This is a genomic window from Streptomyces sp. NPDC029292 (genome assembly GCF_055569295.1).
Genome location: NZ_JBVHXR010000018.1, coordinates 234,098 through 256,775, shown reverse-complemented (window position 1 = coordinate 256,775; position 22,678 = coordinate 234,098). Strand labels below are relative to the sequence as shown.

Below are 22,678 nucleotides of genomic sequence, written 5' to 3'. Positions count from 1 at the left end.
GCCAGGGAGCCGTCTTCGCCGCCCCTGCCGCGAGGGACGGATCGACGGCCGGGTCCCCCACGTGAGGGAGAAACCCCAGGGTGACGCGCTGCGGCGCCGCCGACGGCACAATGGCGTGCGTGAGCGAGCAGACTGCGCGGGGCGGCGAAGGGGTCGCGGGGGTGTGGAAGCGGGTACGACGCTTCCCGGCCCCCGTGACATACCCCGTTGCCCTCGCTCTCCTCGCCTGCGCCGAGGTTCTCCTGCGCATCGCGAGCCTGCGCGAGAATCTGGCGCTCGCGCTGCTGCTCGGGGTCTGCACCACGCTGCCGCTCACCTTCGTCCTCGGGGCCGAGCGTGCCGTGGCGGTGCGGGCCGGGGCCGCCGTGGCCGTGACCGCGGCGGGAGTGCTGGCGCTGGCGCCGTTCCGGGCGCTCACGCTGGCGGGGGTCGTGGCCCAACTGGCCTCCGTCTACTGGCTCGGACGCGCGGGGGCACCGCGGCTCAGCGGGGTGCTCGTACTGCCGTATGTCGTGCTGGCCCTCGTCAGCCAGGACGACTTCACCACGCGCGTGATGGCCGTGCTCGTCGCCACCCTCGCCTCCGCGGCGGCCGCGACCGGCATCACGCACCACGTCCGCAGCGCCGCGCTCGCGCACAGCGCGACGGAGCGCGCCTTCGCCGACACCCTCCTCGCACACGCGGCACGCGGTGAACGGGCAAGGATTGCCCGGGAGTTGCACGACGTCGTCGCCCACCACATCTCGATGATCGCCGTCCAGGCCGAGACCGCCCGGCTGACCACGGCGGGGCTCCCCGCGGACGGCGCCACGCGGCTGCTCGCCATCGGGGACACCGCGCGCACCGCGCTGACAGAGATGCGGCGGCTGCTCGGAGTGCTGAGGGAGGACGCCGAAGTAGGGGTCACGCGGCGCCCGCAACCCGGGCTGCACCAGCTCATGGAGCTGATCGACGAGTCCCGGGACGCCTCCGGCTCCCGCACCCGGCTGATCGTCAGCGGCCCGGTCGCCGCGCTCGACCCGGGCATCGAGGTCACCGCGTACCGCATCGTCCAGGAGGCCCTCACCAATGCGCGACGGCACGCGCCGGGCGCCGCCGTCGACGTCGAACTGCGTTATACGGACGACGACTTGGCGATCCGCGTCCGCGACAACGGGCCGGGCCCGAAAACCGAGGAGACACCCGACACCGGCCACGGTCTCCTCGGCATGCGCGAGCGCGCCGGCACCGTCGGCGGCAGCCTGCACACCGGCCCGGCCCCCGGCGGCGGTTTCCTGGTCGAGGCCAGACTTCCGGTACGGGCGGAGGCACTCGCATGACAACCGCCCCCGACGCCGGGCCACCCACGCCTGCCGCCTCTCCGGCGCCCCCGCCCCTCTCTCCCCTCCGTCCTCTCCCGTCCGTATCGTCGTCGCCGACGATCACGAGGTCGTCCGCGCCGGGTACGCCGGACTCCTCGCCACCCAGCCGGACTTCACTGTCGTCGGCACCGCACGCGACGGCGCCGAGGCGGTGCGGATCTGCCGGGAGCAGCGCCCCGACGTGGTGCTCATGGACGTACGCATGCCGGTCATGGACGGTATCCAGGCGACCGCCGAGCTGATGGGCGACGAGCCGATGGGCGACGAGCCCGGAGGCGGAGACGGAGACAGGGACTCCGACGGGGCCACCGACCCGCATGTGCCGCGCGTGCTCATCCTCACCACCTTCGATCTCGACGAGCACGTGTACGACGCGCTCGCGGCCGGGGCAAGCGGGTTCCTCCTCAAGGACGTCACCGCGGAACGGCTCTTCGAGGCCGTACGGGTCGTCGCCGCCGGAGAGGCCCTGCTCGCGCCCGCCATCACGCGCCGGCTGATCGCGGAGTTCGCCCGGCTGAAGCCCCGGGCGCCCACCCGGAAGACGCTGGACGTGCTGACCCCGCGCGAGACGGAGGTGCTGCGGCTGCTCGCCGAGGGGCTGTCCAACCCCGAGATCGCACTGCGGCTGCACGTCGGCGAGGAGACCGTGAAGACGCACGTCAGCCGCGTCCTGTCCAAGCTCGGACTGCGCGATCGCACGCAGGCGGTCGTGACGGCGTACGAGACGGGGCTGGTCGTACCGCGGACGGCGAACCCCGAGCCGTTTGGGAGGCCCTAGGAAGGAGCCGCTCGGGAGGAGCCGTTCGGGAGGCCCCAGGAAGGAGCCGCTCGGGCAGCCCTGGGAAGGGGCAGGCCTTGGTGACGCAGCCGCACGCCAGCATTCCGATCACCGCCGCCCAGCCCCAACTCACCAGCGCTCCCTGGGCCTTGGGCGGCAGGGCGGGGCCGGGGACGACGAGCAGGGCGACCAGTGGCAGTGTCATGAGGGTGCCCGCCTTGGTCGCGGCCTGACCGAAACGGCGGATCCAGATCGGCAGGCAGATGCCGAGGGTGAAGACGCAGGCGCCGAGCGCGTAGTGGTCCGCCATGAGGTGGCCGAGCAGCGTCGAGACTCCGGCCACGGCGGGCAGCAGTACGAGGGCCGTGAGCCGTCCGCGGACGTCCGCGGTCCGCTGGGTACCGGCCAGAGTGAGGGTCAGGACGACCGCAAGGACGAGGATGTCGGTGTGCAGTCCGGCGGCACTCTCCAGCCACAGGGCTGCGGCCCAACAGAGCAGCACGGCCGTCATGGTCAGCGTCGCTTCGTAAGCATTACGTATTAGTTTGACGGTCACTATGCAGATAGTATGGGCATTGAAGCCTTGCAGATAGTACGTCGTCGCGTACGATCTTCTCATGGACCATCTCGCGTACGCCGCCCAGATCCGCCGCGGCACCGTGCGGCTCAACCGTCGGCTGCGGCAGGAGCGGGCGGACGGCGGGCTCAGCCCGAACCAACTGGGGGTGCTCGGGCATCTGCGTCGGCACGGGGCGGCGACGCCCGGCGAGGTCGCGGCGGCCGAGCGGCAGCAGCCGCAGTCGCTGACCCGGGTCTTCGCCGAATTGGAGGCGGACGGACTGATCGCCCGCGAGCCCGGCACCACCGACCGGCGCCAGTCCGTGCTCACACTCACCGCGGACGGGCGCCACGCGCTGGAGCGGGACATGGCCGAACGCGACGCCTGGCTGGCCACGGCGCTCGGCACGCTGAGCGAGACCGAGCGCGAGGTGCTGCGCCTCGCGGGCGCGCTGATGGAACGCCTGGCCGACGCGGACGTATCTCCGCAAGGAGAGTGAGCCACCAGTCCCGGTGCGGGACTTCGCGGAGCGGGTGCAGCTCTTCGTCCGTCTTCGCCAGGGAGTTCTGCTGCGCCACGCGCGAGCCGAACTCGACGTGGGAGCGGACCGCCGCGCGGAACGGTTCGTCGTCCGGCAGGTCCGCCTCGTCGAGCGACTCCAGATAGACCCGCACGAAGCGGTCGCGCTGCTCGTCGGTGATCCGCAGTCCGCGGTGCACCTTGCGGTCGCGTTCAGAAGCCCCCGCCGAAGTCCCCTCCCCCGCCGAAGTCGCCGCCCCCGCCGTCCCCGAAACCGCCGCCGAAGTCGCCGGGGTCGAAGTCGGCGCCCGAGACGTCGCCGCCGTCGTAGCCGCCGAAGTCGCCGTAACCGGAGCCGTAGTCGGCCGCGTACGAGGGGCTGGACATCATGCTGCCGAGCACGGTGCCGAAGAGGAGGCCGGGCAGCAGGCCGCCGCCGAAGTAGCCGCCCGCCCAGGGGCCGTAGGCCGGGCCCGCGTCCCAGTACGGGCGGCGGCCGTAGTCCGTCTCGACCTCACGGATCGCCGGGTCGGCACCGTCGGCGAGCCGGGCCTGGTCCGCCGCGCAGACCGGGACCTCGCGGGGCGCGCCGTTGGCGGGCGTCCAGGTCGCGTCGGCGACCGACGGGCCGTGCCGCGGGTCGAAGAAGCAGGGAGCGCGGCGCTCGGGGACCGGGCGGCCCTCGCGGCGCGCGGCGAGCACCGCGAGCGAGAAGCGGCCGTCCTCCAGGGACTGGGTGACGGCGCGTACGTCCTCGGGGCGCTGGGCCGCCGCCATGGACGACTTCGCCTGCTCGTAGGCGTCCAGCGCGCGCTCGTAGTCCGCGCGCATCGCGTCGTCCGCGCCCGGCTCCGCGGGGTGGAAGTCGAGCCGGTCCAGCTCCTCGCCGAACGCGGTGATGTCCTCGTCGACGACCACGCGGAGCTTGTCCAGGGCGGCCCGCTGCTCTTCCTCCTTGCGGCGCCGGCTGCGTCGTACGATCGTGTACGCGCCCGCGCCGCCGGCCACGATCACCGCGCCGACCGCGATCAGCGTGCCCGTGGAGACGCCGCCGGTGTTGGTGCCCCAGCTCGAGGGTGCCGAGCCGCCGATGTTGCTGAGCGCTCGGTTCGTGAAGTCGTTCAGCTGGGTCCTGGTGTCCTCGCCCTGGACGCTGGTGACGAGGTTCTGCACGGCGGCGGGGGACATCACCGCGGAGTCGGCCCGTGCGTCGAAGCGGTTGCCCAGGTGGATCGCGTACAGGCCGGTGATGCCGGTGGAGGTGCGGAGGTTCTGGAAGAGGTTCTGGGTGGGGAAGTCCGCGGGGAGGACGGCCACGAAGAGGGGCTTGTCCGCCTTTTTGATCTTCTGGGCGAGGGAGTCGGCGTCCGCCGCGGAGAGCTGGGAGGCGGCGGCGGGGTCTACGTAAACCGGGCTCTTACGGAGTGCTGTCGCGACCGTTCCCACGTCGCCGGCTGCGTGGGCGGGGGGTGCGGTGAACGCGAGCAGCGCCAAGGCGGCCAGCGCCAGTGCGATCAGCAGGCCTGGGAGTCCTCGAGTGAGTGCGGCCTTCATGTCTTCGAAGCTACCCGAACGTACGCAAAAGTGGGCATTGGGGTGGGTGGGGCGGTGGGGGTGGGGGGGGTCGTTTTCGCCCCCTCCGCCCCCCACCCTTCCCGTGCCTGGGGGCTACGCCCCCAGACCCCCGTGTTGCGCTTCGCGCTCGTCCTCAAACGCCGGACAGGCTATAAGCCTCCTTCAGCTTCGTCACCGCCTCCGCATACCGGCCGGTCAACAGGAGGTGGTCCGCGTCGGCGAAGGGTTTCGCGGTGGCGGGGGTGATGGTTGAGCCGAGGCTCTGCTGGACCAGGAGGCGGGCCTTGGTCACGGCGGTGCGGCCGATGTCGTCCGAGCCGGTCCTCTCCGCCGCCGCGGCCACGAGGGCGAGGGCCTTGAGGGTCGTGGAGCCGCCCTCGGGAACCTTGGTGAGCGTGGTCAGCCCCCAGCCGTAGGGGAACTGTGGATCGTACGACGTGTCACCGACGTTGATCGGCAGCTGGGACTCCGACTTCGGCCAGGTGACGGGGAGCTGACCGGTGAAGGCGCGCTTGCCGTAGAGGACGTCCGCGACGCCGTCGCCCTCCGTGCCCGGCAGCCAGGAGGCGACGAGGGCGTCGATGTCGCCGAGGCGGTCGCCGATGAGCTGCGGGCGGCCGGAGACGATCAGCACCGCGCACTTCATGGCGCCGCACACCTTGTCGACGGCGGCCTGGTCGGCGGCGGACAGTGCGAGGTCGTTGCCGTTGCCCACATCGCCGACGCCCTCGGCGTACGGGGTCTCGCCCACGACGACCACACCGACGTCGTAACCGGCGGTCGAGGCCGAGGCGTCCTTGGAGTAGGTGATCGAGGCGCCGGGGGCGGCTCGGCGCATGCCCTCCAGGATCGTCGTCCCGTCCGTGATCTTTCCGGACGAGCCCTGCCAGGTGATGGTCCAGCCGCCGGTCTGGTTGCCGAGGTCGTCGGCGTTGGAACCGGCGACATACACCTTCTGGGACTTCTTCAGCGGCAGCACACCCTTCGCGTTCTTCAGGAGCACCTGCGACTCGGCCGCCGCCTGACGGGCCACGGCCCGGTGCGCGGGCGAGCCGATCTCCGAGGCGCCGCTCGTGTCCGCGTACGGCTTCTCGAAGAGGCCCAGCTTGAACTTCTGCGTGAGGATGCGCGCCACGGCGTCGTCCACCCGGCTCTCGCTGACGCGGCCCGCCTTCACCTCGTCGATCAGGGTCGTGCGGAAGTCCTTGTACGCATACGGGACCATGATCATGTCGAGGCCCGCGTTGACGGACGTACGGACGTCGGACGCGTAGTCGCCGGGGATCTGGTCGATGGCCGCCCAGTCACTGATGACGAAGCCGTCGAAGCCCATCCGGTCCTTGAGCACACCGTTGATCATGTCCGCGCGGGCGTGCATCTTCACCGGGCCCTGGCCGTCGCCGAGGATGTCGAGCGACGAATAGGACGGCATGACCGAGCCTATGCCGCGGTCGACCGCCGTCTGGTACGGGGCCAGGTGGATGGCCTCCAGCTGCTGCCGGGTGACCTTCGTGACACCCTGGTCGATGGTGTACGAGCCCGTCGTGGACGAGCCGTACACGGTGCCGCCGTCGCCGACGAAGTGCTTGGCGGTGGCCAGCACCTTGTCGTTGTCCTTCAAGTCCTTGCCGCTGCGGGCGCCTTGGAGGCCCTGGATGATCGTCTCCATGGACTTCACGAGGGCGGGGTCCTCGCCGAAGGACTCGTACGAGCGGCCCCAGCGTTCGTCGCGCGTCACGCACAGGCAGGGGGCGAAGTCCCACGGGATGCCGGTGGCGCGGACCTCGGCGGCCGTCACCGCGCCGGTCTGCTGGGCGAGTTGGGGATCACGGGTCGCGCCGATGCCGATGTTGTGCGGCATGATCGTCGAGCCGATGAGGTTGTTGTGGCCGTGCACCGCGTCCACGCCGTAGATCAGCGGGATCTGGAACCGCGTTGCCTGCGCCCGGAGTTGGAAGGCGTCGATCATCTTGGCCCACGCCTCGGGGGTGTTGGGCGTGGGGGTCGAGCCGCCGCCGGAGAGGAGCGAGCCGAGGTCGTACGCCGCGATGTCGCCCTGCGCGGTGAGCGCGCCGCGCTCGGCCTGGGTCATCTGCCCGGCCTTCTCCTCCAGGGACATGCGCGAGACGAGGTCGGCGACCCGCTTCTTCACGGGCAGCTTCGGGTCCAGGTACGGGAGTCCGTGGGCGTCGATGACGACCTGCGGGGTCTCGGCCGGGGCTTTCGCGCCGGTGACCGTGAGCTTGAGCGGGATCGTCTCGGCGGATTCGGCGGACTTGTCCTTCAGCGTGGACACCTGGATCGTCCGCGAGGTGCCGGACGCCGTGCCCGCCGGGAAGGTGACCTCGCCCTTGACCGGCGCGTAGTCCTTGCCGGACTCGGCAGTGCCGCCCGCGCTCTCGTACGCGACGGTCACGGGCTCGTCGATCGGGGCGGCGCCGGTGGTGGCGACGGAGACCTTCACGGCGGCCGTGCCGCCCTCCTTCACCGGGTACACGGCGGAGTCGGTGGTGACGGAGGCCCGCAGGGACTGGTCGGCCTTGCCGTACAACTCGACGTCGTCCATGGCGAACTGGCCCTTGACGCCGACCGGGAGCGTGACGGCGTAGCCCCACATCTGGGTGAGGCCGAGGACCTGGTCGATGCCGCCGACGGGCTGGTAGTCCGTGCGATACGTGAAGTCGGTGAACGGGATCTCGATCTGTTTCCAGCCGGTGAAGTCGTCGGTGAAGGACGTCGTCCACAGCTCGGAGGCCTCGCCGTTGGCGCCGCCGTCCTTGATCTCGAAGGCGATCTTCTTGGCGTTGTTCTGGCCGTCCCACCAGAAGCGGATGCCCTTGTGCGTGGACCAGTCGTGGGCCGGCTGGGCGTAGGCGAAGTCGTGGGTGAAGCCGCCGTAGCCGCTGATGTCGTACGTCCCGGAGAGGACCTTGGCACCCTCGGGGGCGTCGGCGCGGGCGGTCAGGGCCAGTTGGGGCGGGTCGTCGGCGTCGCTGCCCCAGGTGAAGATGCCGTCGGCGGGCGGATTCGCGAACGGAACCTCGCCCTCGAAGGTGTCCACGGGGACGGGGGGCGGGTCGTCGGCCCCGGCGGCGGCGCCGGCGGAGGCCAGGGGCAGCAGCCCGGTGAGCAAGGCGGCGGAGACGAGCAGGGCGGTTCTTCGCATGGACCTTCCCTCGGCTCTCGTGAATCCACTTCGGTGAGCGTCAGTGAACTTCAGCGATCCTCAGTAATCCTCTTGAGTACTCTTACGACTTAGATCACGGCGTGAGTTAACTGACGTCCCGGGAACCCGTCAAGACTTCACGTCAGAACCGGTACACAGCCAAGGGGCGGCCGGATCAGGGCTGTTGTTCCTTCAGTCTTTGAACGCGCACCCCCTTGACGCGCGCCCGCAGCCGTCATTTACTCACGCCTCGCACGCCCCACTCCCCCACTCCCAGAAGGGCGGCGCACATGAGCCTCCTGAGAAGACCCACCCGGACGGCACGGCTGCTGCTGGCCGGGCTGCTGACGACCGCCGGACTCACGACTGTCGGCTCCGTGCCCGCGCACGCGGCGGGCGAGCAGGTCACGGCCTGGCTGACCACGACGGACGACAGCGGCGGCCGCCATGTCACCCGCGGATTGCAGGCGCAAACCCCCTTCGCCTTCCAGTCCGGCAGCGGCGGCAGCGGCGAGAACATCACCGTCGACGAGAACACCCGCTACCAGACCTTCACCGGCGGCGGCGCGTCCTTCACGGACACCGCGGCCTGGCTGATGAACAGCAGCGGCGCGCTGTCGCAGACCACGCGCAGCGCCACGATGACGAAGCTGTTCTCACCGACCGACGGCATCGGCCTGTCCTTCCTGCGCAATCCGATGGGCGCGTCGGATCTGGCGCGGTACGGCTACACGTACGACGACGTGCCGGCCGGGCAGACCGACCCGAACCTGACCCAGTTCTCGATCGCACACGACCTCGCGGACGTGGTGCCGCTGACGAAACAGGCCCTCCAGCTGAACCCCTCGCTGACCGTGATGGCCTCGCCGTGGACGGCGCCGGCCTGGATGAAGGACAGCGGGTCGCTCAACGGCGGGTGGCTGAAATCAGAGGACTACGGGGCGTACGCCTCGTACTTCGTGAAGTACCTCCAGGCGTACCGCGATCAGGGTGTGCCGGTGTCGTACGTGACGGCGCAGAACGAGCCGACGTGCTGCTCCGGGTACCCGTCGATGAGCTGGAACGCCTCGGGCCTCGCGTACTTCACGAAGAGCGAGCTGCTGCCGAAGCTCCAGGCCGCGGGGCTGTCCACGAAGGTGCTGGCGCACGACTGGAACTGGGACGTGTACGACTCGTACGCCGCCCAGACCGTCGACGACGCGGCGGTGCGCTCGCACCCGAACTTCGGCGGGATCGCGTGGCACGGCTACGGCGGCGACGTCACCAAGCAGACCACCGTGCACAACCAGTACCCCGCGCTGGACGCGTTCGGGACCGAGCACTCGGGCGGTACCTGGATCGCCAACCAGCAGCGCGAGGACATGCTCAACATCGTCGACTACACCCGGAACTGGGCGAAGTCGGTGACGAAGTGGTCGCTGGCCGTGGACCAGAACATGGGCCCGCACAACGGAGGTTGCGGCACCTGCACGGGTCTCATCACGGTCCACAACGGTGACGGGCAGAGCGGGACGGTCGACTACACCATCGAGTACTACACGATGGGGCATCTGACGAAGTTCGTACGGCCGGGCGCGCAGCGCATCGCGTCGACCGCGAGCTCCTCCGTCCCGAACGTCGCGTGGCGCAACCCGGACGGTTCGAAGGCGCTGATCGCCTACAACGACGCGTCGGCCGCGAAGACCGTGACCATCAACTGGGGCTCGCAGCACGCGACGTACTCGCTGCCGGGCAAGACGTCGGCCACGTTCACCTGGTCGGGGACGCAGGCGGGCGGCGGCGACCAGTCGGGAGCCTTCGTCGGGCTCGCGGGCAAGTGCCTCGACGTGGCGGGCGGTTCCAGCGCCAACGGAACCGCCGTGCAGCTCTACGACTGCAACGGTTCGACGGCCCAGAACTGGACGGTGAAGGCAGACGGTTCGATCCAGGCGCTGGGCAAGTGCCTGGACGTGACGTCCGCGTCGACCGCCGACGGCGCGAAGGTCCAGCTCTACGACTGTAACGGTACGGGCGCACAACGCTGGTCGTACAACTCTTCGACGGGAGACGTGGTCAATACTGCTGCCAACAAGTGCCTCGACGTGACGGACAGCTCGTCGGCGAACGGGGCGCGGGCGCAGATCTGGAGCTGCACGGGGGCCGCCAACCAGAAGTGGCGGCTGCAGTAGGCCCTTGCACTCCTTGCGGTGGAGGAGGCGGGTCCATGCGACGTCGTTGGGCGGGCGTGGCGGGCGTGCTGGCGGGGCTCGGGCTGCTGAGCGGTTGCAGTCCGGCCTGGCTGCCGCTCGCCGCGGTGTGGCCCGGCGCGGACGGACAGCCGGTCGTGGCGATCCGTCCGTGCGGCGGCGATCACGCGAAGGACCTCGACCTCAGGAGCTGGGCCGAGGACGCCTACGTCGAGGACGAGCACGGTGAGCTGATCGACAACCCCACCAGCACGGCGTCCCCCGGGCAGGAGGACACAAACTGGGACGTGGCGAGCGGAGTCGAGGTCGGCAGGATCACCTTCCCGCTGTTCTCGCCCCCGTCCGCCTGGCAGGTGCGGAAGACCGGGCAGCAGAGACTGCTGCCCGGTCGTGCGTACGCCCTGCACTTCACCGGCGCGCGCACGGGCTGGTCGCCGTACGACGGCGACCTCACTTTCAGCGCCGAGGACCTCGCCTCACTGCGCCCCGGCCAGGTCTGGGCCGACGGCCGCGCGATGAGCCGCGGCGAGTTCGAGAAACTCGCCGCGAACTCCTGCTGAAGCGAGGACTCCTGAAGTGAGGACTCCCGCTGCAGCGGGCCTGCGCCACGGTTGTCGAAGCCGGCCCACGCCACGGGCCCTGAAGCGGTACTACTTCGCCGGCTCCACCCCGGCCCGCAGCAGCCCGTACGTGTACGCGTCCTCCAGTGCCTGCCAGGACGCGGCGATGACGTTCTCGGCCACGCCGACCGTGGACCACTCGCCCGCGCCGTCGGACGTGGAGATCAGGACGCGCGTCGTGGACTGGGTGCCGTGCTTGCCCTCCAGGATGCGGACCTTGTAGTCGACGAGCTCCAGCTTGGCGAGCTGGGGGTAGATCTTCTCCAGGGCCACCCGGAGGGCGCGGTCGAGGGCGTTGACCGGGCCGTTGCCCTCCGCCGTGGCGACGATGCGCTCGCCCTTGGCGAAGAGCTTGACCGTGGCCTCGTTGGCGTGGCTGCCGTCGGGGCGGTCCTCGACGATGGCCCGCCAGGACTCGACCTGGAAGTACGTGCGGGGCCTGCCTTCGACCTCGGCACGCAGGAGGAGTTCGAAGGACGCGTCCGCCGCCTCGAACGTGTAGCCCTTGAGCTCGCGCTCCTTCACGCGTTCCACGATCCTGCCCACCAGCTCGCGGTCGCCGCTGATGTCGATGCCGAGCTCTTTGCCCTTGAGCTCGACGGAGGCGCGGCCCGCCATGTCGGAGACCAGCATCCGCATGGTGTTGCCGACCTGCTCGGGTTCGATGTGCTGGTACAGGGCCGGATCGACCTTGATCGCAGAGGCGTGCAGGCCCCCCTTGTGGGCGAAGGCGGAGACGCCCACGTACGGCTGGTGCGTGGCGGGGGTGAGGTTGACGACCTCGGCGATCGCGTGCGAGATCCTCGTCATCTCGCGCAGGGCGCCTTCGGGGAGCACCTTCTTGCCGTACTTCAGCTCCAGCGCCGCCACCACCGGGAACAGGTTCGAGTTGCCGACCCGCTCGCCGTAGCCGTTGGCCGTGCACTGCACGTGGGTCGCGCCCGCGTCCACCGCGGCCAGGGTGTTCGCGACCGCGCAGCCCGTGTCGTCCTGGGCGTGGATGCCGAGCCGGGCGCCGGTGTCCGCGAGCACCGTGGCGACGACCGCCTGGACCTGGGCCGGGAGCATGCCGCCGTTCGTGTCGCAGAGCACGACCACGTCGGCGCCCGCCTCCGAGGCCGCGCGGACCACGGCCTTCGCGTACTCCGGGTTCGCGCGGTAGCCGTCGAAGAAGTGCTCGCAGTCGACGAAGACCCGGCGGCCGTGGGAGCGGAGGTAGGACACCGTGTCGCGGACCATCTCCAGGTTCTCCTCGAGGGTGGTCCGCAGGGCGAGTTCCACATGGCGGTCGTGGGACTTCGCCACCAACGTGATCACCGGGGCACCGGACTCCAGCAGCCCCTTGACCTGCGGGTCCTCGCTCGCCTTGGCTCCCGCGCGGCGCGTGGAGCCGAACGCCACCAGCTGGGCGTGCTTGAACTCGATCTCCTGCTGGGCACGGGCGAAGAACTCGGTGTCGCGCGGGTTGGCGCCGGGCCAGCCGCCCTCGATGAAGCCCACCCCGAAGTCGTCCAGGTGCCGTGCGATGGCCAGCTTGTCCGCCACCGTGAGGTTGATGCCCTCACGCTGCGCGCCGTCACGCAGGGTCGTGTCGAAGACGTGGAACGAATCGTCGAGCTCGCTGGTTGCGGTCATGGTCTCTGGCTCCTGTGTTGGATCTCGGTCTACCGGAATGACCGGCTCCACCGCCCTCAATGATCCCTCGCGCTCTCCTCCCGGCTTGAGGTGGGCCAGGAAAACGAAAAACCTCTCGCGGGTGCGAGAGGTCTGCGCGCGGGTCGAGGACGACGATGGCCGCCCGTACCTGGTCGTACGTGGCGGTCACTGCGGACCGGCGCGCCTGCTGCCAATAATCATGGCGAACGAGAGCACGGGGGCAGTCTGGCACAGGCCCGCCCCCGAGCTCACCGGTGTCTCAGGATGCGAGCTGCGCGTCCGGCTCCTGCGGCTGCTTCCGGACATCCCCGACCCGGTTCAGGTCCACGTCCCGCGTCTCCCGCATCGTGGTGTACACCACGAGTGAGACGGCCGCGCAAGCCGCCACGTACCAGTAGAAGCCCGACTCGATTCCGCCGTTCTTGAACCACAGGGCGACGTATTCCGCGGTCCCTCCGAAGAGGGAGTTCGCGAGGGCGTACGGCAGGGCGACACCCAGGGCGCGGACGCCGGTGGGGAAGAGTTCGGCCTTCACCACCGCGCTGAGCGCCGTGTACGGGGTGATCATGATCAGCGCGAAAAGGGCGAGGCCGAAGGCCGGCCAGAAGCTGTCCACGCCCGACAGCAAGGTCATCACGGGCACGGTGAGGAAGGTCGCGCAGACGCCGAAGGTGATCAGCATCGGGCGGCGGCCGATCCGGTCGGAGAGCGCTCCGGCGAGCGGCTGGAGGCAGGCGAAGACGAGCAGCGCGAAGAAGGAGACGAGGGTCGCGGTCTGCTTGGACAGGCCCGCGGTGTTCGACAGGTACTTCGTGAGGTACGTCGTGTACGTGTAGTACGCGAGCGTGCCGCCCATGGTGAGGGCGACGACGAGGAACGCCTCGCGCTTGTGCTGCCACAGCGCCCGCAGGGTGCCCTTCTCCCCGCCGGAGGCGTCCTCCTCGTACACCTCGGTCTCCAGCATGGTGCGCCGCAGGTAGAAGACGACCGCCGCGCCGGCGGCTCCGACCACGAACGGGATGCGCCAGCCCCAACTACCCAGCGCATCCTCGGACATGGTGCGCTGGAGGATGATCTGCAGGGCCAGGCCGATGAGTTGGCCGACGGTCATCGACACGTACTGGAAGCTGGAGGCGAAGCCGCGCTTCTTCGGGTCGGTCGCCTCCGTCATGTAGGTGGCGCTGGCCGCGTACTCGCCGCCGACCGAAAGTCCTTGCAGCAGACGGGCGATGAGGAGGACCACCGCACCGCCGTAGCCCGCCACCGCGTAGGTGGGAGCGACGGCGATGAGGATGGCCGAAACCGACATCAGGGTGACGGTCAGCGTCAGCGCGGTCTTGCGTCCCTTGCGGTCGGCGACCCGGCCGAGCAGCCAGCCGCCGACCGGGCGCATGAAGAAGCCGACCGCGAAGATGCCCGCGGTGTTCATCAGTTGGGCCGTGGGGTTCCCGTCGGGGAAGAAGGCCCCCGCGAAGTACGTGGCGAAACTCGCGTACACGAACCAGTCGAACCACTCGACCATGTTGCCGGCCGAACCGACCCAGATCTTCTTCCAGTGCTCTCGTCCCATGTGCGGCCACGGTGCCGGGTGATCGCCGCCGCGACAAGGGCGCCTCGAGTTTTGTTCATTGCGTTCACTGTCCGCGAGCGGCCGGTCAGCCGAGCGACTCGTCGAGGAACTCCCTTACGTGGCCGAGGACTTGACCCCGATCGGTGCCGCGCAGGCCGATCGCCACATGGATGGAGAAGCCGTCGAGGAGGGACCGCAGCCGGGCGGCGAAGCGGTCCGGGTCGAGTGTGCGGAACTCGCCGCGCGAGACGCCCTCGGCGAGCAGCGCCACCAGGTCGCGGTGCCAGGCGCCCTCGATGGCGGCCTGCCGCTCGCGGGCGTCGTCGTCGGCGTTCTGCGAGCGGTTCCAGACCTCCAGCCAGAGCGTCCAGTGCGGGTCGCGGTGGCCGTCGGGGACGTACAGGTCGACGTACGCGTCGAGCCGCTCACGGGCGGTCCCCCGCCCGGCCAGCAGCCGGCTGCGCTCGGCACCGAGCCGGCCCTCGCTCCACTCCAGGGTCCGCAGCAGCAGTTCGTCCTTGGAGTGGAAGTAGTACAGGAGGTGGCCACTGCTCATGCCCACCTCTCGGCCGAGCGCCGCCATGGTGAGCTTCTCCAGACCGCGCTCGGCGATCATGTCCATGGCGGCGGCGAGGACGTCCTCCCGCGGGGGTGCGTTCTTGCGCGCACCGGCCATCCGTGACTCCTGTTGCTCTTCAGACCTTCGGCTGCTGCTGGGTGATGCAGTGGATGCCACCGCCCCCGGCAAAGATCGTACGTGCGTCCACCAGCGTCACCGTCCGCTCCGGGAACAGCCGCCGGAAGATCCCGGCCGCTATCTCGTCGCGCGGGTCGTCGAAGCCGCAGAGCACGACGCCGCCGTTGCAGAGGTAATGGTTGATGTAGGAGTAGTCGGCCCAGTGGCCGTCGGCCTCCAGGACGGTCGGGGCGGGGACCTCGACGACCTCGAGACGGCGGCCGCGCGCGTCGGTCTGCGCCTGGAGCAGCCCGATGATCTCCTTGCTCACCTCGTGGTCGGGGTGCGCCGGGTCCGGCTGGGAGTGCGCGACGACCACACCGGGGCGCGCGAAGGCGGCGACGATGTCGACATGGCCGAGCGTGCCGAAACCGTACGGCGGATAGTCGCCGGTCAGTCCGCGCGGCAGCCAGATCGCCTTGCGGGTGCCGAGCTGGGCGTGGATCTCCGCCTCGACCTGCTCGCGGGTCCAGTCGGGGTTGCGCTCGGGCCCGAGCTGCACGGTCTCGGTGAGCAGCACGGTGCCCTCGCCGTCGACGTGGATCGCGCCGCCCTCGTTGACCAGCTTCGAGGCGTACGTCCGTGCCCCCGCGAGGTCGGAGACGTACGCGCCGATCTTGGAGTCGTGCTCCCAGCAGGCCCAGTCCTGGGCGCCCCAGCCGTTGAACGTCCAGTCCACCGCCGCGAGTTCGCCCTTCCCGTCGGTGAGGAAGGTGGGGCCGATGTCACGCATCCAGGCGTCGTCGAGTTCCCGTTCGACGGTGTCGATGTCGGCGCCGAGGAGCTCGGAGGCTTCCCTGGACTGTCCCGGACCGCACACGACCGTGACCGGCTCGAAGCGGCGGATCGTACGGGCCACCGCCGCCCAGGCCGCCCGCGACTCGGCGAGGTCGTCCGGGGTGTCGAAGGTGGGGTTGGAGCCCGGCCACGCCATCCAGGTGCGCTCGTGCGGGGTCCACTCTGCGGGCATTCGGAAGCCGTCGGCGGCAGCAGACATGGGTGATCCTTAGAGGAAGTACAGGCGGTTGAGAGACACGGAGTCGGCGGGTTCGGAGCGCAGCGGGTCGCCGTCGAGGGTGACCAGGCCGGTGCGCTGGTCGACGTCGACCGCTCCGGTGCGGGAGTTGAGCCGCAGGTCGGCCGGGCCGATGCCGCGGGTGCCGCGGACGGCGACCCGTCGGCGGCGCGTCGGCATACGGTCGTTGCCCTGGTCGAGCGCCGCCTGCGCCACGAAGGCCACCGAGATCTCGGCGGGCGTCGCGCCGTGCGCCCCGAACTGCGGTCCCAGGACGAGGGGTTCGCAGGTGTCGGTGGCCGCGTTCGGGTCGCCGACGACGCCGTACGCCGGGAAGCCGGACTTCAGGACCAGTTGTGGCTTGGCGCCGAAGAACTCGGGCCGCCACAGCACGATGTCGGCGAGCTTGCCGACCTCGATGGAGCCGACCTCGTGCGAGAGTCCGTGCGCGATGGCGGGATTGATGGTCAGCTTCGCCATGTAGCGCAGCACGCGTTCGTTGTCGTGGTCCTCGGGGGCACCGAACTCGGCCTTCATCTTCCCGGCCATCGCGAAGGTCCGGCGTACGGTCTCGCCCGCGCGGCCCATGCCCTGCGCGTCCGAGGACGTGATGCCGATGGCGCCCAGGTCGTGCAGGACGTCCTCGGCGCCCATCGTCCCCGCCCGGATCCGGTCGCGCGCCATCGCCGCGTCGCCGGGCAGGTCGGTCTTCAGGTCGTGGACGGAGACGATCATCCCGTAGTGCTCGGCGACCGCGTCCCGGCCGAAGGGCAGGGTCGGGTTGGTGGAGGAGCCGATGACGTTCGCGACTCCCGCCATCTTCAGCACGTTCGGCACGTGTCCGCCGCCGCAGCCCTCGATGTGGAAGGCGTGGATCGTGCGCCCGTCGAGGACCCGCAGCGTGTCCTCGACCGACAGGCATTCGTTCAGCCCGTCGCTGTGCAGGGCGACTTGGACGTCGTGCTCCTCGGCGACGCGCAGCGCGGTGTCCAGGGCGCGGGTGTGGGCGCCCATGTCCTCGTGCACCTTGAAACCGGAGGCTCCGCCCTCGGCGAGGGCCTCGACCAGGGGCGCGTCCGAGGACGACGAACCCCGGCCCAGGAAGCCGATGTTGACGGGCCAGGCGTCGAAGGCGCTGAAGGCGTGGCGCAGCGCCCAGGGCGAGTTGACTCCGACGCCCCACACCGGGCCGAACTCCTGGCCGATGATCGTGGTCACCCCGGAGGCCAGCGAGGCCTCCATGATGCGCGGCGACAGCAGGTGGACGTGCGTGTCCACGGCGCCGGCGGTGGCGATGAGCCCCTCGCCGGACACGATGGACGTGCCCGTACCGACCACCACGTCGACGCCGTCGAGGGTGTCGGGGTTCCCGGCCCGCCCGATCGAGCAGATCCGCCCCTCGCGGATACCGATGGAGACCTTCCGGATCCCCTGGGCCGCGTCGATCACCACGACATTGCTGATGACGACGTCGCAGGTCTCGCGGACGGCGGCGGCCTTGAGGTGCAACCCGTCGCGGGCCGTCTTGCCGAAGCCCGCCAGGAATTCGTCGCCGTGCTTCTGGGCGTCGGACTCGACGCGGATCGTCAGCCCCGAGTCGCCCAGGCGAACGCGGTCGCCCGCGCGCGGACCATGGGTGGCGGCGTACTCGTACGGATTCATCGTTCCGCTCCTCGTTCCGCTCCTAGATATCCGCAGGCGGCGGCCCTGCGCAGAGCCTCTTCCTTCGCCCCCGGCGCGTCCAGCGGTCCGTCGACCAGCCCCGCGAACCCGATCGCGATCCGCTCGCCCCCGATGGGCAGCAGCCCGACCTCGACGCTGTCGCCCGGCCCGAAGCGCACCGACGATCCGGCGGGAACGGCGAGCCGCATCCCGTAGGCGGTCGCGCGCTCGAAGTCGAGCCGCGGGTTGGCCTCGAAGAAGTGGAAGTGTGAGGTGACGGAGACCGGCACGGTGGCCGTGTTGGTGACGAGGAGCCGTACGGCGGCCTCCGGCTCGGCGTGCTCCGGTCCCGGCAGCAGCGCGCCCGGGGCCTGATCCCCCAGCCCGCCCCCGATGGGATCCGACACCACCGCGAGCCGCGAGCCGTCGTCGAAGACGGCCTCGACATGCACCTCGGTGACGACATCGGCGACGCCCGGCAGCACGTCGTCCGGACCGAGCACGGCCCGCGCCACGGCGATCGCCTCGGCGAGCCTGCGCCCGTCGCGAGCGGCCTCGCAGACGGTGTCGGCGATGAGAGCGGTCGCCTCCGGGACGTTGAGCCTGAGACCGCGAGCCTTGCGCGCGCGGGCCAGCTCGGCGGCCCCGAAGAGCAGCAGCCGGTCACGCTCCGTGGGGGTCAGTCTCACGACGCGACACCTCCTTGCCTTCCACGATTTAGAACACCACTCTAACCAAGAGATTCACAAGACGGAAACATTGACTGGCCACCATTACTCAGTACACATTGAACGTCGCTCTAACTCGCAGGCGGCCGATCGAAGGAGACCAGCCATGCCGATAGAACAGCGCGGCGTCGACACCATCCCGGACGAGGAGCGCACCAGCGGGCCGCGCGACCTCGTGTCGATCCTGCTGGGGTCCAATCTCTGTCTCGGCGTGATCATCTTCGGCTGGCTGCCGCCGTCCTTCGGGCTCGGCTGGTGGGCGTCGGTGAGCTCGATCGTGGCGGGCACGGTGGTCGGGACTGCGCTCACGGCCCCGCTCGCCCTGGTGTCCCTGCGCACGGCGACGAACCTCTCGACCTCCTCCGGCGCCCAGTTCGGCGTGCGGGGACGCCTGGTCGGCTCGGTGGTCGGCCTGCTCCTCGCCCTCGGCTACACCGCGCTGACCGTCTGGATCGGCGGCGATGTGATGGTGAGCGTCCTGAACCGGCTCTTCGGGCTGCCGGTGAGCGGTCTCTCGTACGCCGTGGTCTACGCGCTGCTCGCCGCCGCCACCGTCACGGGCGCGGTGTACGGCTACCGCGTACTGCTCGCCATGTCCCGCGTGCTGGCGATCGGCATGACGGCGCTCCTGGTGGTGGGCGTGATCGCGTACGCCCCGCACTTCACCACCGCCGCGCTCCCGGAGACCGGTGGCTATCTGCTCGGCTCCTTCTGGCCGACCTGGCTGCTGGCGGCGGTGGCGGCGGGCCTGTCCGGGCCGATCGCGTTCATCACCCTGCTCGGCGACTACACGCGCTACATCTCCCCGTCCCGCCACTCCTCCCGAACGGTCCTGCACGCCACCTGGCTGGGGCTGATCGCCGGTCTCCTCGTCCCCCAGCTCTTCGGCACCTTCACGGCGTACGCGGCCCGCGCGGCCCTCGACTACGCGGGGCCGCTGGTCTCCGCCTCCCCCGCCTGGTACCTGGTCCCGCTGCTGCTCGCCGCCTCCGCGGGCTCGGTCGGCAACGCGGGTCTGATGCTCTACTCCATGGGTCTCGACCTCGACGCGATCCTGCCCCGTGCCTCGCGCGCCCGCGCCACCTGCACGGTCGCCGTGGTCGCCACGGTCTGCGTCTTCGTCGGCCACTACGCCTGGAACGCGCAGTCCGCGATGACGTCCTTCGTGCTGCTGCTGACCGCGATCGGCACCCCCTGGGCGGTCATCACCCTCATCGGCTTCGCCCGCTGCCGCGGCGTGTACGACCCGGACGCCCTCCAGGTCTTCAACCGGCGCTCCCGGGGCGGGGTTTACTGGTACCGGGGCGGCTGGAACCTCCAGGCCACCGCGTCATGGGCGCTGGGTGCCTTCGTCGGACTGCTGGCGGTCTCGCTCCCCTCGTACCAGGGTCCGCTGCTGTCGGTGACGGGCGGGGTGGACTGCAGCTTCGTGCTGTCAGGGGTGGTGGGCGGTCTGGCCTATCTCGCGCTCGCCCCGCGCCCCGACCGGGCGCCGACGCCCGCGGAGGCCGAGCGGTCGACGGTGGCGTCGTGACACGCGGGAAGGCTTCACAACGCCCGGCGGGAGAGGGTCGTAGCGCTCGGCGGGAAAGCGTCGCGGCGCCCGACAGGAGGGCTACATGACGCCTGACGGGAAGGCGTCGTAACGCCCGGCAGGAAGGCTGAATGCCCCCCGGCGCGAAGGCGCCGCAACGCCCGGCAGGAGCGCTTCATCACGCCCGGCGCGAAGGCGCCGCAACGCCCTGCCGCAAACGAGAAGGGGCCCGCCCCGGTCACACACCGGCGCGGGCCCCGTCTCACGGGCACTCGGGTCAGCCCAGGGGGTGCATCCACCCTTGCTTGTCCTCGGCGACGCCCCGCTGGATGTCCAGCAGCGCCTCGCGCAGCTTCAGGGTGACCTTGCCGGGCTCGCCGCCCGACTGCTGCCACTCACCGCCGGCGCGCTTGACCGTGCCGACGGGGGTGATGACGGCGGCGGTGCCGCAGGCGAAGACCTCGGTCAGGGTGCCGTTCTCGGTGTCGCGCTGCCACTGGTCGATGGAGACGCGGCCCTCCTCGGCCGTGTAGCCGAGGTCGCGGGCGAGGGTGAGCAGGGAGTCGCGGGTGACGCCCTCCAGGATGGAGCCGGTGAGCGACGGGGTGATGATCTTGTCGCCGTACACGAAGTACAGGTTCATGCCGCCGAGTTCCTCGACCCACTTGTGCTCGACGGCGTCGAGGTAGGCGACCTGGGCGCAGCCCTGGGCGGCGGCCTCGGCCTGCGCGAGCAGGGAGGCGGCGTAGTTGCCGCCGGTCTTGGCGTCACCCATGCCGCCGGGGACGGCGCGGACGCGGTCCTCGGAGAGCCAGATCGACACCGGCTTCACGCCACCCGGGAAGTACGCGCCCGCGGGGGACGCGATGACGAGGAAGAGGTACTCGTTGGCGGGCTTCACGCCCAGGCCGACCTCGGTCGCGATCATGAACGGGCGCAGATAGAGGGACTCCTCGCCACCGTGCGCCGGGACCCAGTCGCGGTCCTGCTGCACGAGCACGTCACAGGCCTTGATGAACGTCTCGACCGGCAGCTCCGGCATGCCCAGACGACGGGCGGACGCCTGGAAGCGCTTGGCGTTCTTGTCCGGGCGGAAGCTGGCGACCGAGCCGTCGGGCTGGCGGTACGCCTTGAGTCCCTCGAAGATCTCCTGCGCGTAGTGCAGGGTCATGTTCGCGGGGTCGAGGGAGAGCGGGCCGTACGGAACGAGCTGGCCGTCGTGCCAGCCCCGTCCCTCCGTCCACTTGATGGTCACCATGTGGTCGGTGAAGTGGCGGCCGAATCCGGGGTTGACCAGGATCGCCTCGCGCTCCGCGGCGGAGAGCGGACTGGCGGAGGGCTTGAGCTCGATCGTGGGCGTCGTCATGAGTGTTGTCCTTCACCGGTTGTGTGTGACGGGCCGCGCTCACGCCTGTACTGCCAGTGGCCAGTGCTAGGACGTCCGAGCATTCCCTCATTCCGCGGCTCCTCGTTCGATTATCGCGTGCGGGGCCCTGGGGACGAAATGGCTCGGATGGTTGCGACGTGAGGCACTATCTGCGGATAACTCGTTCGTGTGATGTTCGGCCCCCGAGCTTGCGGTCCGATGCGAGAGTCGACGTACCGTGATCACGCGACTTGGAACGTCGGGCACGGCGCCAGCGTGCGGGGCCCCTGCTCCACCAGCGAGATGGTTCAGGGCCTCCCCGTCGCCTCTGGCCGCGTCCATATGGCCGAGTCGCCAGGGACTCCGCCCGCCCGGATCGGACCACGGACAGGATCCATGTTGCCGCCTGGGATGCGAAAGCGGACGACCAGTGCGCCCAAGACCGTTCGGGGCGTGCCAGTACGAGGGATCGCTCTCGAGTACTGCCAAGGAACGGTTGATGGTGGCACCCGGTAACCGGTGCCCAACACAGGAAGCCGCCGGGCCCATGCGACCCGGCGGCTAGCGTGAGAGTCGACGGGTCAGCCGGCTACTCGTACGGCGAGCGCGTCGCCGATTTCGTCGGTCGAGCGGGCGGGCTGCCCGACGCGCTCCGCGAGGTCGGCGGCGACGGCGTCCTCGACGCGGGCGGCCTCGGTCTCGTAGCCGAGGTGACGCAGCAGGAGGGCGACGGACAGGACGGTGGCGCTGGGGTCGGCCTTGCCCTGGCCCGCGATGTCGGGCGCCGAGCCGTGCACGGGCTCGAACATCGAGGGGAACTCGCCGCTCGGGTTGATGTTGCCCGAGGCGGCGACGCCGATGCCGCCGGAGACGGCCGCGGCGAGGTCGGTGATGATGTCGCCGAAGAGGTTGTCGGTGACGATCACGTCGAAGCGGCCGGGGTCGGTGACGAGGTAGATCGTCGCGGCGTCGACGTGGATGTAGTCGGTGGTGACCTCGGGGAAGTCCTTGGCCACCTCGTTGAAGACGTTCGTCCAGAGGTGACCCGCGAAGGCCAGCACGTTGTTCTTGTGGACCAGCGTCAGCTTCTTGCGCGGACGGGCCTGCGCGCGGGCGAAGGCGTCGCGGACGACACGCTCGACGCCGAACGCCGTGTTGACGGAGACCTCGGTGGCGACCTCGTGCGGCGTGCCCTTGCGGATGGTGCCGCCATTGCCCGTGTACGGGCCCTCGGTGCCCTCGCGGACCACGATGAAGTCGATCTCCGGCTGGCCCGCCAGCGGCGTGGGGACACCCGGGAGGAGCTTCGACGGGCGGAGGTTGACGTGGTGGTCGAAGAGGAAGCGGAGCTTCAGCAGGAAGCCGCGCTCCAGCACGCCGGAGGGGACGGACGGGTCGCCGATCGCGCCGAGCAGGATGGCGTCGTGCTGCTTGAGGGCCTCGACGTCCGCGTCGGTGAGGGTCTCACCGGTGGCGTGGTAGCGCTTGGCGCCGAAGTCGAATTCCTTGGTCTCCAGCTTCACATCCTGCGGGAGGACGGCGGAGAGGACCTTGAGACCCTGGGCCACGACTTCCTGGCCGATGCCGTCACCGGGGATCACTGCGAGATCGATGCTGCGAGACATGACGGCACCGTACTCCTTGTCC

At 70.3% G+C, this 22,678-nt stretch carries 17 protein-coding genes; 6 read left to right on the top strand and 11 right to left on the bottom strand.

Annotated elements, in window-relative coordinates:
• Positions 1–119: 119 nt before the first annotated feature.
• On the top strand, positions 120–1,319 hold the full coding sequence (locus ACZ4WS_RS34040) for a sensor histidine kinase (RefSeq protein ID WP_467986598.1): 1,200 nt from the start codon (positions 120–122) through the stop codon (positions 1,317–1,319).
• A gap of 85 nt (positions 1,320–1,404) precedes the next feature.
• A complete protein-coding gene (locus ACZ4WS_RS34035) occupies positions 1,405–2,139 on the top strand; it encodes a response regulator (protein ID WP_467986622.1) in 735 nt (244 codons plus the stop codon).
• Here ACZ4WS_RS34035 and ACZ4WS_RS34030 read toward each other — a convergent pair.
• Positions 2,021–2,695 (bottom strand): hypothetical protein, encoded by a 675-nt coding sequence (locus ACZ4WS_RS34030; protein WP_467986597.1) that lies wholly within the window; start codon positions 2,693–2,695, stop codon positions 2,021–2,023. The genes ACZ4WS_RS34035 and ACZ4WS_RS34030 overlap by 119 nt on opposite strands.
• A 61-nt stretch (positions 2,696–2,756) precedes the next feature.
• Here ACZ4WS_RS34030 and ACZ4WS_RS34025 point away from each other — a divergent pair, with 61 nt between their 5' ends.
• A complete protein-coding gene (locus tag ACZ4WS_RS34025) occupies positions 2,757–3,197 on the top strand; it encodes a MarR family winged helix-turn-helix transcriptional regulator (RefSeq protein WP_467986595.1) in 441 nt (146 codons plus the stop codon).
• Between the two features lie 233 nt (positions 3,198–3,430).
• Here ACZ4WS_RS34025 and ACZ4WS_RS34020 read toward each other — a convergent pair whose 3' ends face one another.
• The gene (locus ACZ4WS_RS34020; RefSeq protein ID WP_467986593.1) at positions 3,431–4,771 is read right to left on the bottom strand and encodes a hypothetical protein; all 1,341 of its coding nucleotides are present in this window, start codon (positions 4,769–4,771) and stop codon (positions 3,431–3,433) included.
• Positions 4,772–4,925: 154 nt separating this feature from the next.
• A complete protein-coding gene (locus ACZ4WS_RS34015) occupies positions 4,926–7,958 on the bottom strand; it encodes a glycoside hydrolase family 3 protein (RefSeq protein ID WP_467986592.1) in 3,033 nt (1,010 codons plus the stop codon).
• Positions 7,959–8,248: 290 nt separating this feature from the next.
• Here ACZ4WS_RS34015 and ACZ4WS_RS34010 point away from each other — a divergent pair, with 290 nt between their 5' ends.
• Together ACZ4WS_RS34010 and ACZ4WS_RS34005 are read left to right on the top strand one after the other, a co-directional pair.
• The gene (locus ACZ4WS_RS34010) at positions 8,249–10,126 is read left to right on the top strand and encodes a ricin-type beta-trefoil lectin domain protein (protein WP_467986590.1); all 1,878 of its coding nucleotides are present in this window, start codon (positions 8,249–8,251) and stop codon (positions 10,124–10,126) included.
• Positions 10,127–10,161: 35 nt separating this feature from the next.
• Positions 10,162–10,704, top strand: coding sequence for a hypothetical protein (locus ACZ4WS_RS34005; protein ID WP_467986589.1), 543 nt, complete (start codon positions 10,162–10,164; stop codon positions 10,702–10,704).
• Between the two features lie 90 nt (positions 10,705–10,794).
• Here the strand turns inward: ACZ4WS_RS34005 and cimA are convergent, their stop codons facing one another.
• The 6 genes from cimA to ureA form a co-directional block, all read right to left on the bottom strand.
• Positions 10,795–12,399 (bottom strand): citramalate synthase, encoded by a 1,605-nt coding sequence (gene cimA / locus ACZ4WS_RS34000; RefSeq protein ID WP_467986588.1) that lies wholly within the window; start codon positions 12,397–12,399, stop codon positions 10,795–10,797.
• 280 nt (positions 12,400–12,679) lie between these two features.
• Positions 12,680–13,990, bottom strand: coding sequence for an MFS transporter (locus tag ACZ4WS_RS33995; RefSeq protein WP_467986587.1), 1,311 nt, complete (start codon positions 13,988–13,990; stop codon positions 12,680–12,682).
• A gap of 85 nt (positions 13,991–14,075) precedes the next feature.
• Positions 14,076–14,666, bottom strand: coding sequence for a TetR/AcrR family transcriptional regulator (locus ACZ4WS_RS33990; protein ID WP_467986585.1), 591 nt, complete (start codon positions 14,664–14,666; stop codon positions 14,076–14,078).
• A gap of 19 nt (positions 14,667–14,685) precedes the next feature.
• A complete protein-coding gene (locus ACZ4WS_RS33985; protein ID WP_467986584.1) occupies positions 14,686–15,723 on the bottom strand; it encodes an agmatine deiminase family protein in 1,038 nt (345 codons plus the stop codon).
• Positions 15,724–15,732: 9 nt separating this feature from the next.
• A complete protein-coding gene (locus ACZ4WS_RS33980; RefSeq protein WP_467986583.1) occupies positions 15,733–17,403 on the bottom strand; it encodes an urease subunit alpha in 1,671 nt (556 codons plus the stop codon).
• Positions 17,400–18,092, bottom strand: a complete 693-nt coding sequence (ureA, locus tag ACZ4WS_RS33975; protein WP_467986581.1) for an urease subunit gamma — start codon at positions 18,090–18,092, stop codon at positions 17,400–17,402. Before ureA ends, ACZ4WS_RS33980 begins: the two co-directional genes overlap by 4 nt.
• A gap of 145 nt (positions 18,093–18,237) precedes the next feature.
• Here ureA and ACZ4WS_RS33970 point away from each other — a divergent pair, with 145 nt between their 5' ends.
• Entirely contained in the window at positions 18,238–19,665 is a 1,428-nt protein-coding gene (locus ACZ4WS_RS33970) for a cytosine permease (RefSeq protein ID WP_467986579.1), read from the top strand.
• A gap of 277 nt (positions 19,666–19,942) precedes the next feature.
• Here the strand turns inward: ACZ4WS_RS33970 and ACZ4WS_RS33965 are convergent, their stop codons facing one another.
• Together ACZ4WS_RS33965 and ACZ4WS_RS33960 are read right to left on the bottom strand one after the other, a co-directional pair.
• Positions 19,943–21,031 carry a branched-chain amino acid aminotransferase gene (locus tag ACZ4WS_RS33965; protein WP_467986578.1) on the bottom strand — a complete coding sequence of 363 codons (1,089 nt, stop codon included), beginning with the start codon at positions 21,029–21,031 and terminating at the stop codon, positions 19,943–19,945.
• Positions 21,032–21,612: 581 nt separating this feature from the next.
• The gene (locus ACZ4WS_RS33960; protein WP_467986577.1) at positions 21,613–22,656 is read right to left on the bottom strand and encodes a 3-isopropylmalate dehydrogenase; all 1,044 of its coding nucleotides are present in this window, start codon (positions 22,654–22,656) and stop codon (positions 21,613–21,615) included.
• Positions 22,657–22,678 lie beyond the last annotated feature (22 nt).

Bases quoted from the DNA above. Each gene is read 5' to 3' on its own strand.
- ACZ4WS_RS33970 (WP_467986579.1), top strand. From the start codon at position 18,238: ATGCCGATAGAACAGCGCGGCGTCGACACCATCCCGGACGAGGAGCGC.
- ACZ4WS_RS34020 (WP_467986593.1), bottom strand. From the start codon at position 4,771: ATGAAGGCCGCACTCACTCGAGGACTCCCAGGCCTGCTGATCGCACTG.
- ACZ4WS_RS33995 (WP_467986587.1), bottom strand. From the start codon at position 13,990: ATGGGACGAGAGCACTGGAAGAAGATCTGGGTCGGTTCGGCCGGCAAC.
- ACZ4WS_RS33985 (WP_467986584.1), bottom strand. From the start codon at position 15,723: ATGTCTGCTGCCGCCGACGGCTTCCGAATGCCCGCAGAGTGGACCCCG.
- ACZ4WS_RS34010 (WP_467986590.1), top strand. From the start codon at position 8,249: ATGAGCCTCCTGAGAAGACCCACCCGGACGGCACGGCTGCTGCTGGCC.
- ACZ4WS_RS34015 (WP_467986592.1), bottom strand. From the start codon at position 7,958: ATGCGAAGAACCGCCCTGCTCGTCTCCGCCGCCTTGCTCACCGGGCTG.
- cimA (WP_467986588.1), bottom strand. From the start codon at position 12,399: ATGACCGCAACCAGCGAGCTCGACGATTCGTTCCACGTCTTCGACACG.
- ACZ4WS_RS34005 (WP_467986589.1), top strand. From the start codon at position 10,162: ATGCGACGTCGTTGGGCGGGCGTGGCGGGCGTGCTGGCGGGGCTCGGG.
- ACZ4WS_RS34025 (WP_467986595.1), top strand. From the start codon at position 2,757: ATGGACCATCTCGCGTACGCCGCCCAGATCCGCCGCGGCACCGTGCGG.
- ACZ4WS_RS33980 (WP_467986583.1), bottom strand. From the start codon at position 17,403: ATGAATCCGTACGAGTACGCCGCCACCCATGGTCCGCGCGCGGGCGAC.
- ACZ4WS_RS33960 (WP_467986577.1), bottom strand. From the start codon at position 22,656: ATGTCTCGCAGCATCGATCTCGCAGTGATCCCCGGTGACGGCATCGGC.
- ACZ4WS_RS33965 (WP_467986578.1), bottom strand. From the start codon at position 21,031: ATGACGACGCCCACGATCGAGCTCAAGCCCTCCGCCAGTCCGCTCTCC.
- ACZ4WS_RS33990 (WP_467986585.1), bottom strand. From the start codon at position 14,666: ATGGCCGGTGCGCGCAAGAACGCACCCCCGCGGGAGGACGTCCTCGCC.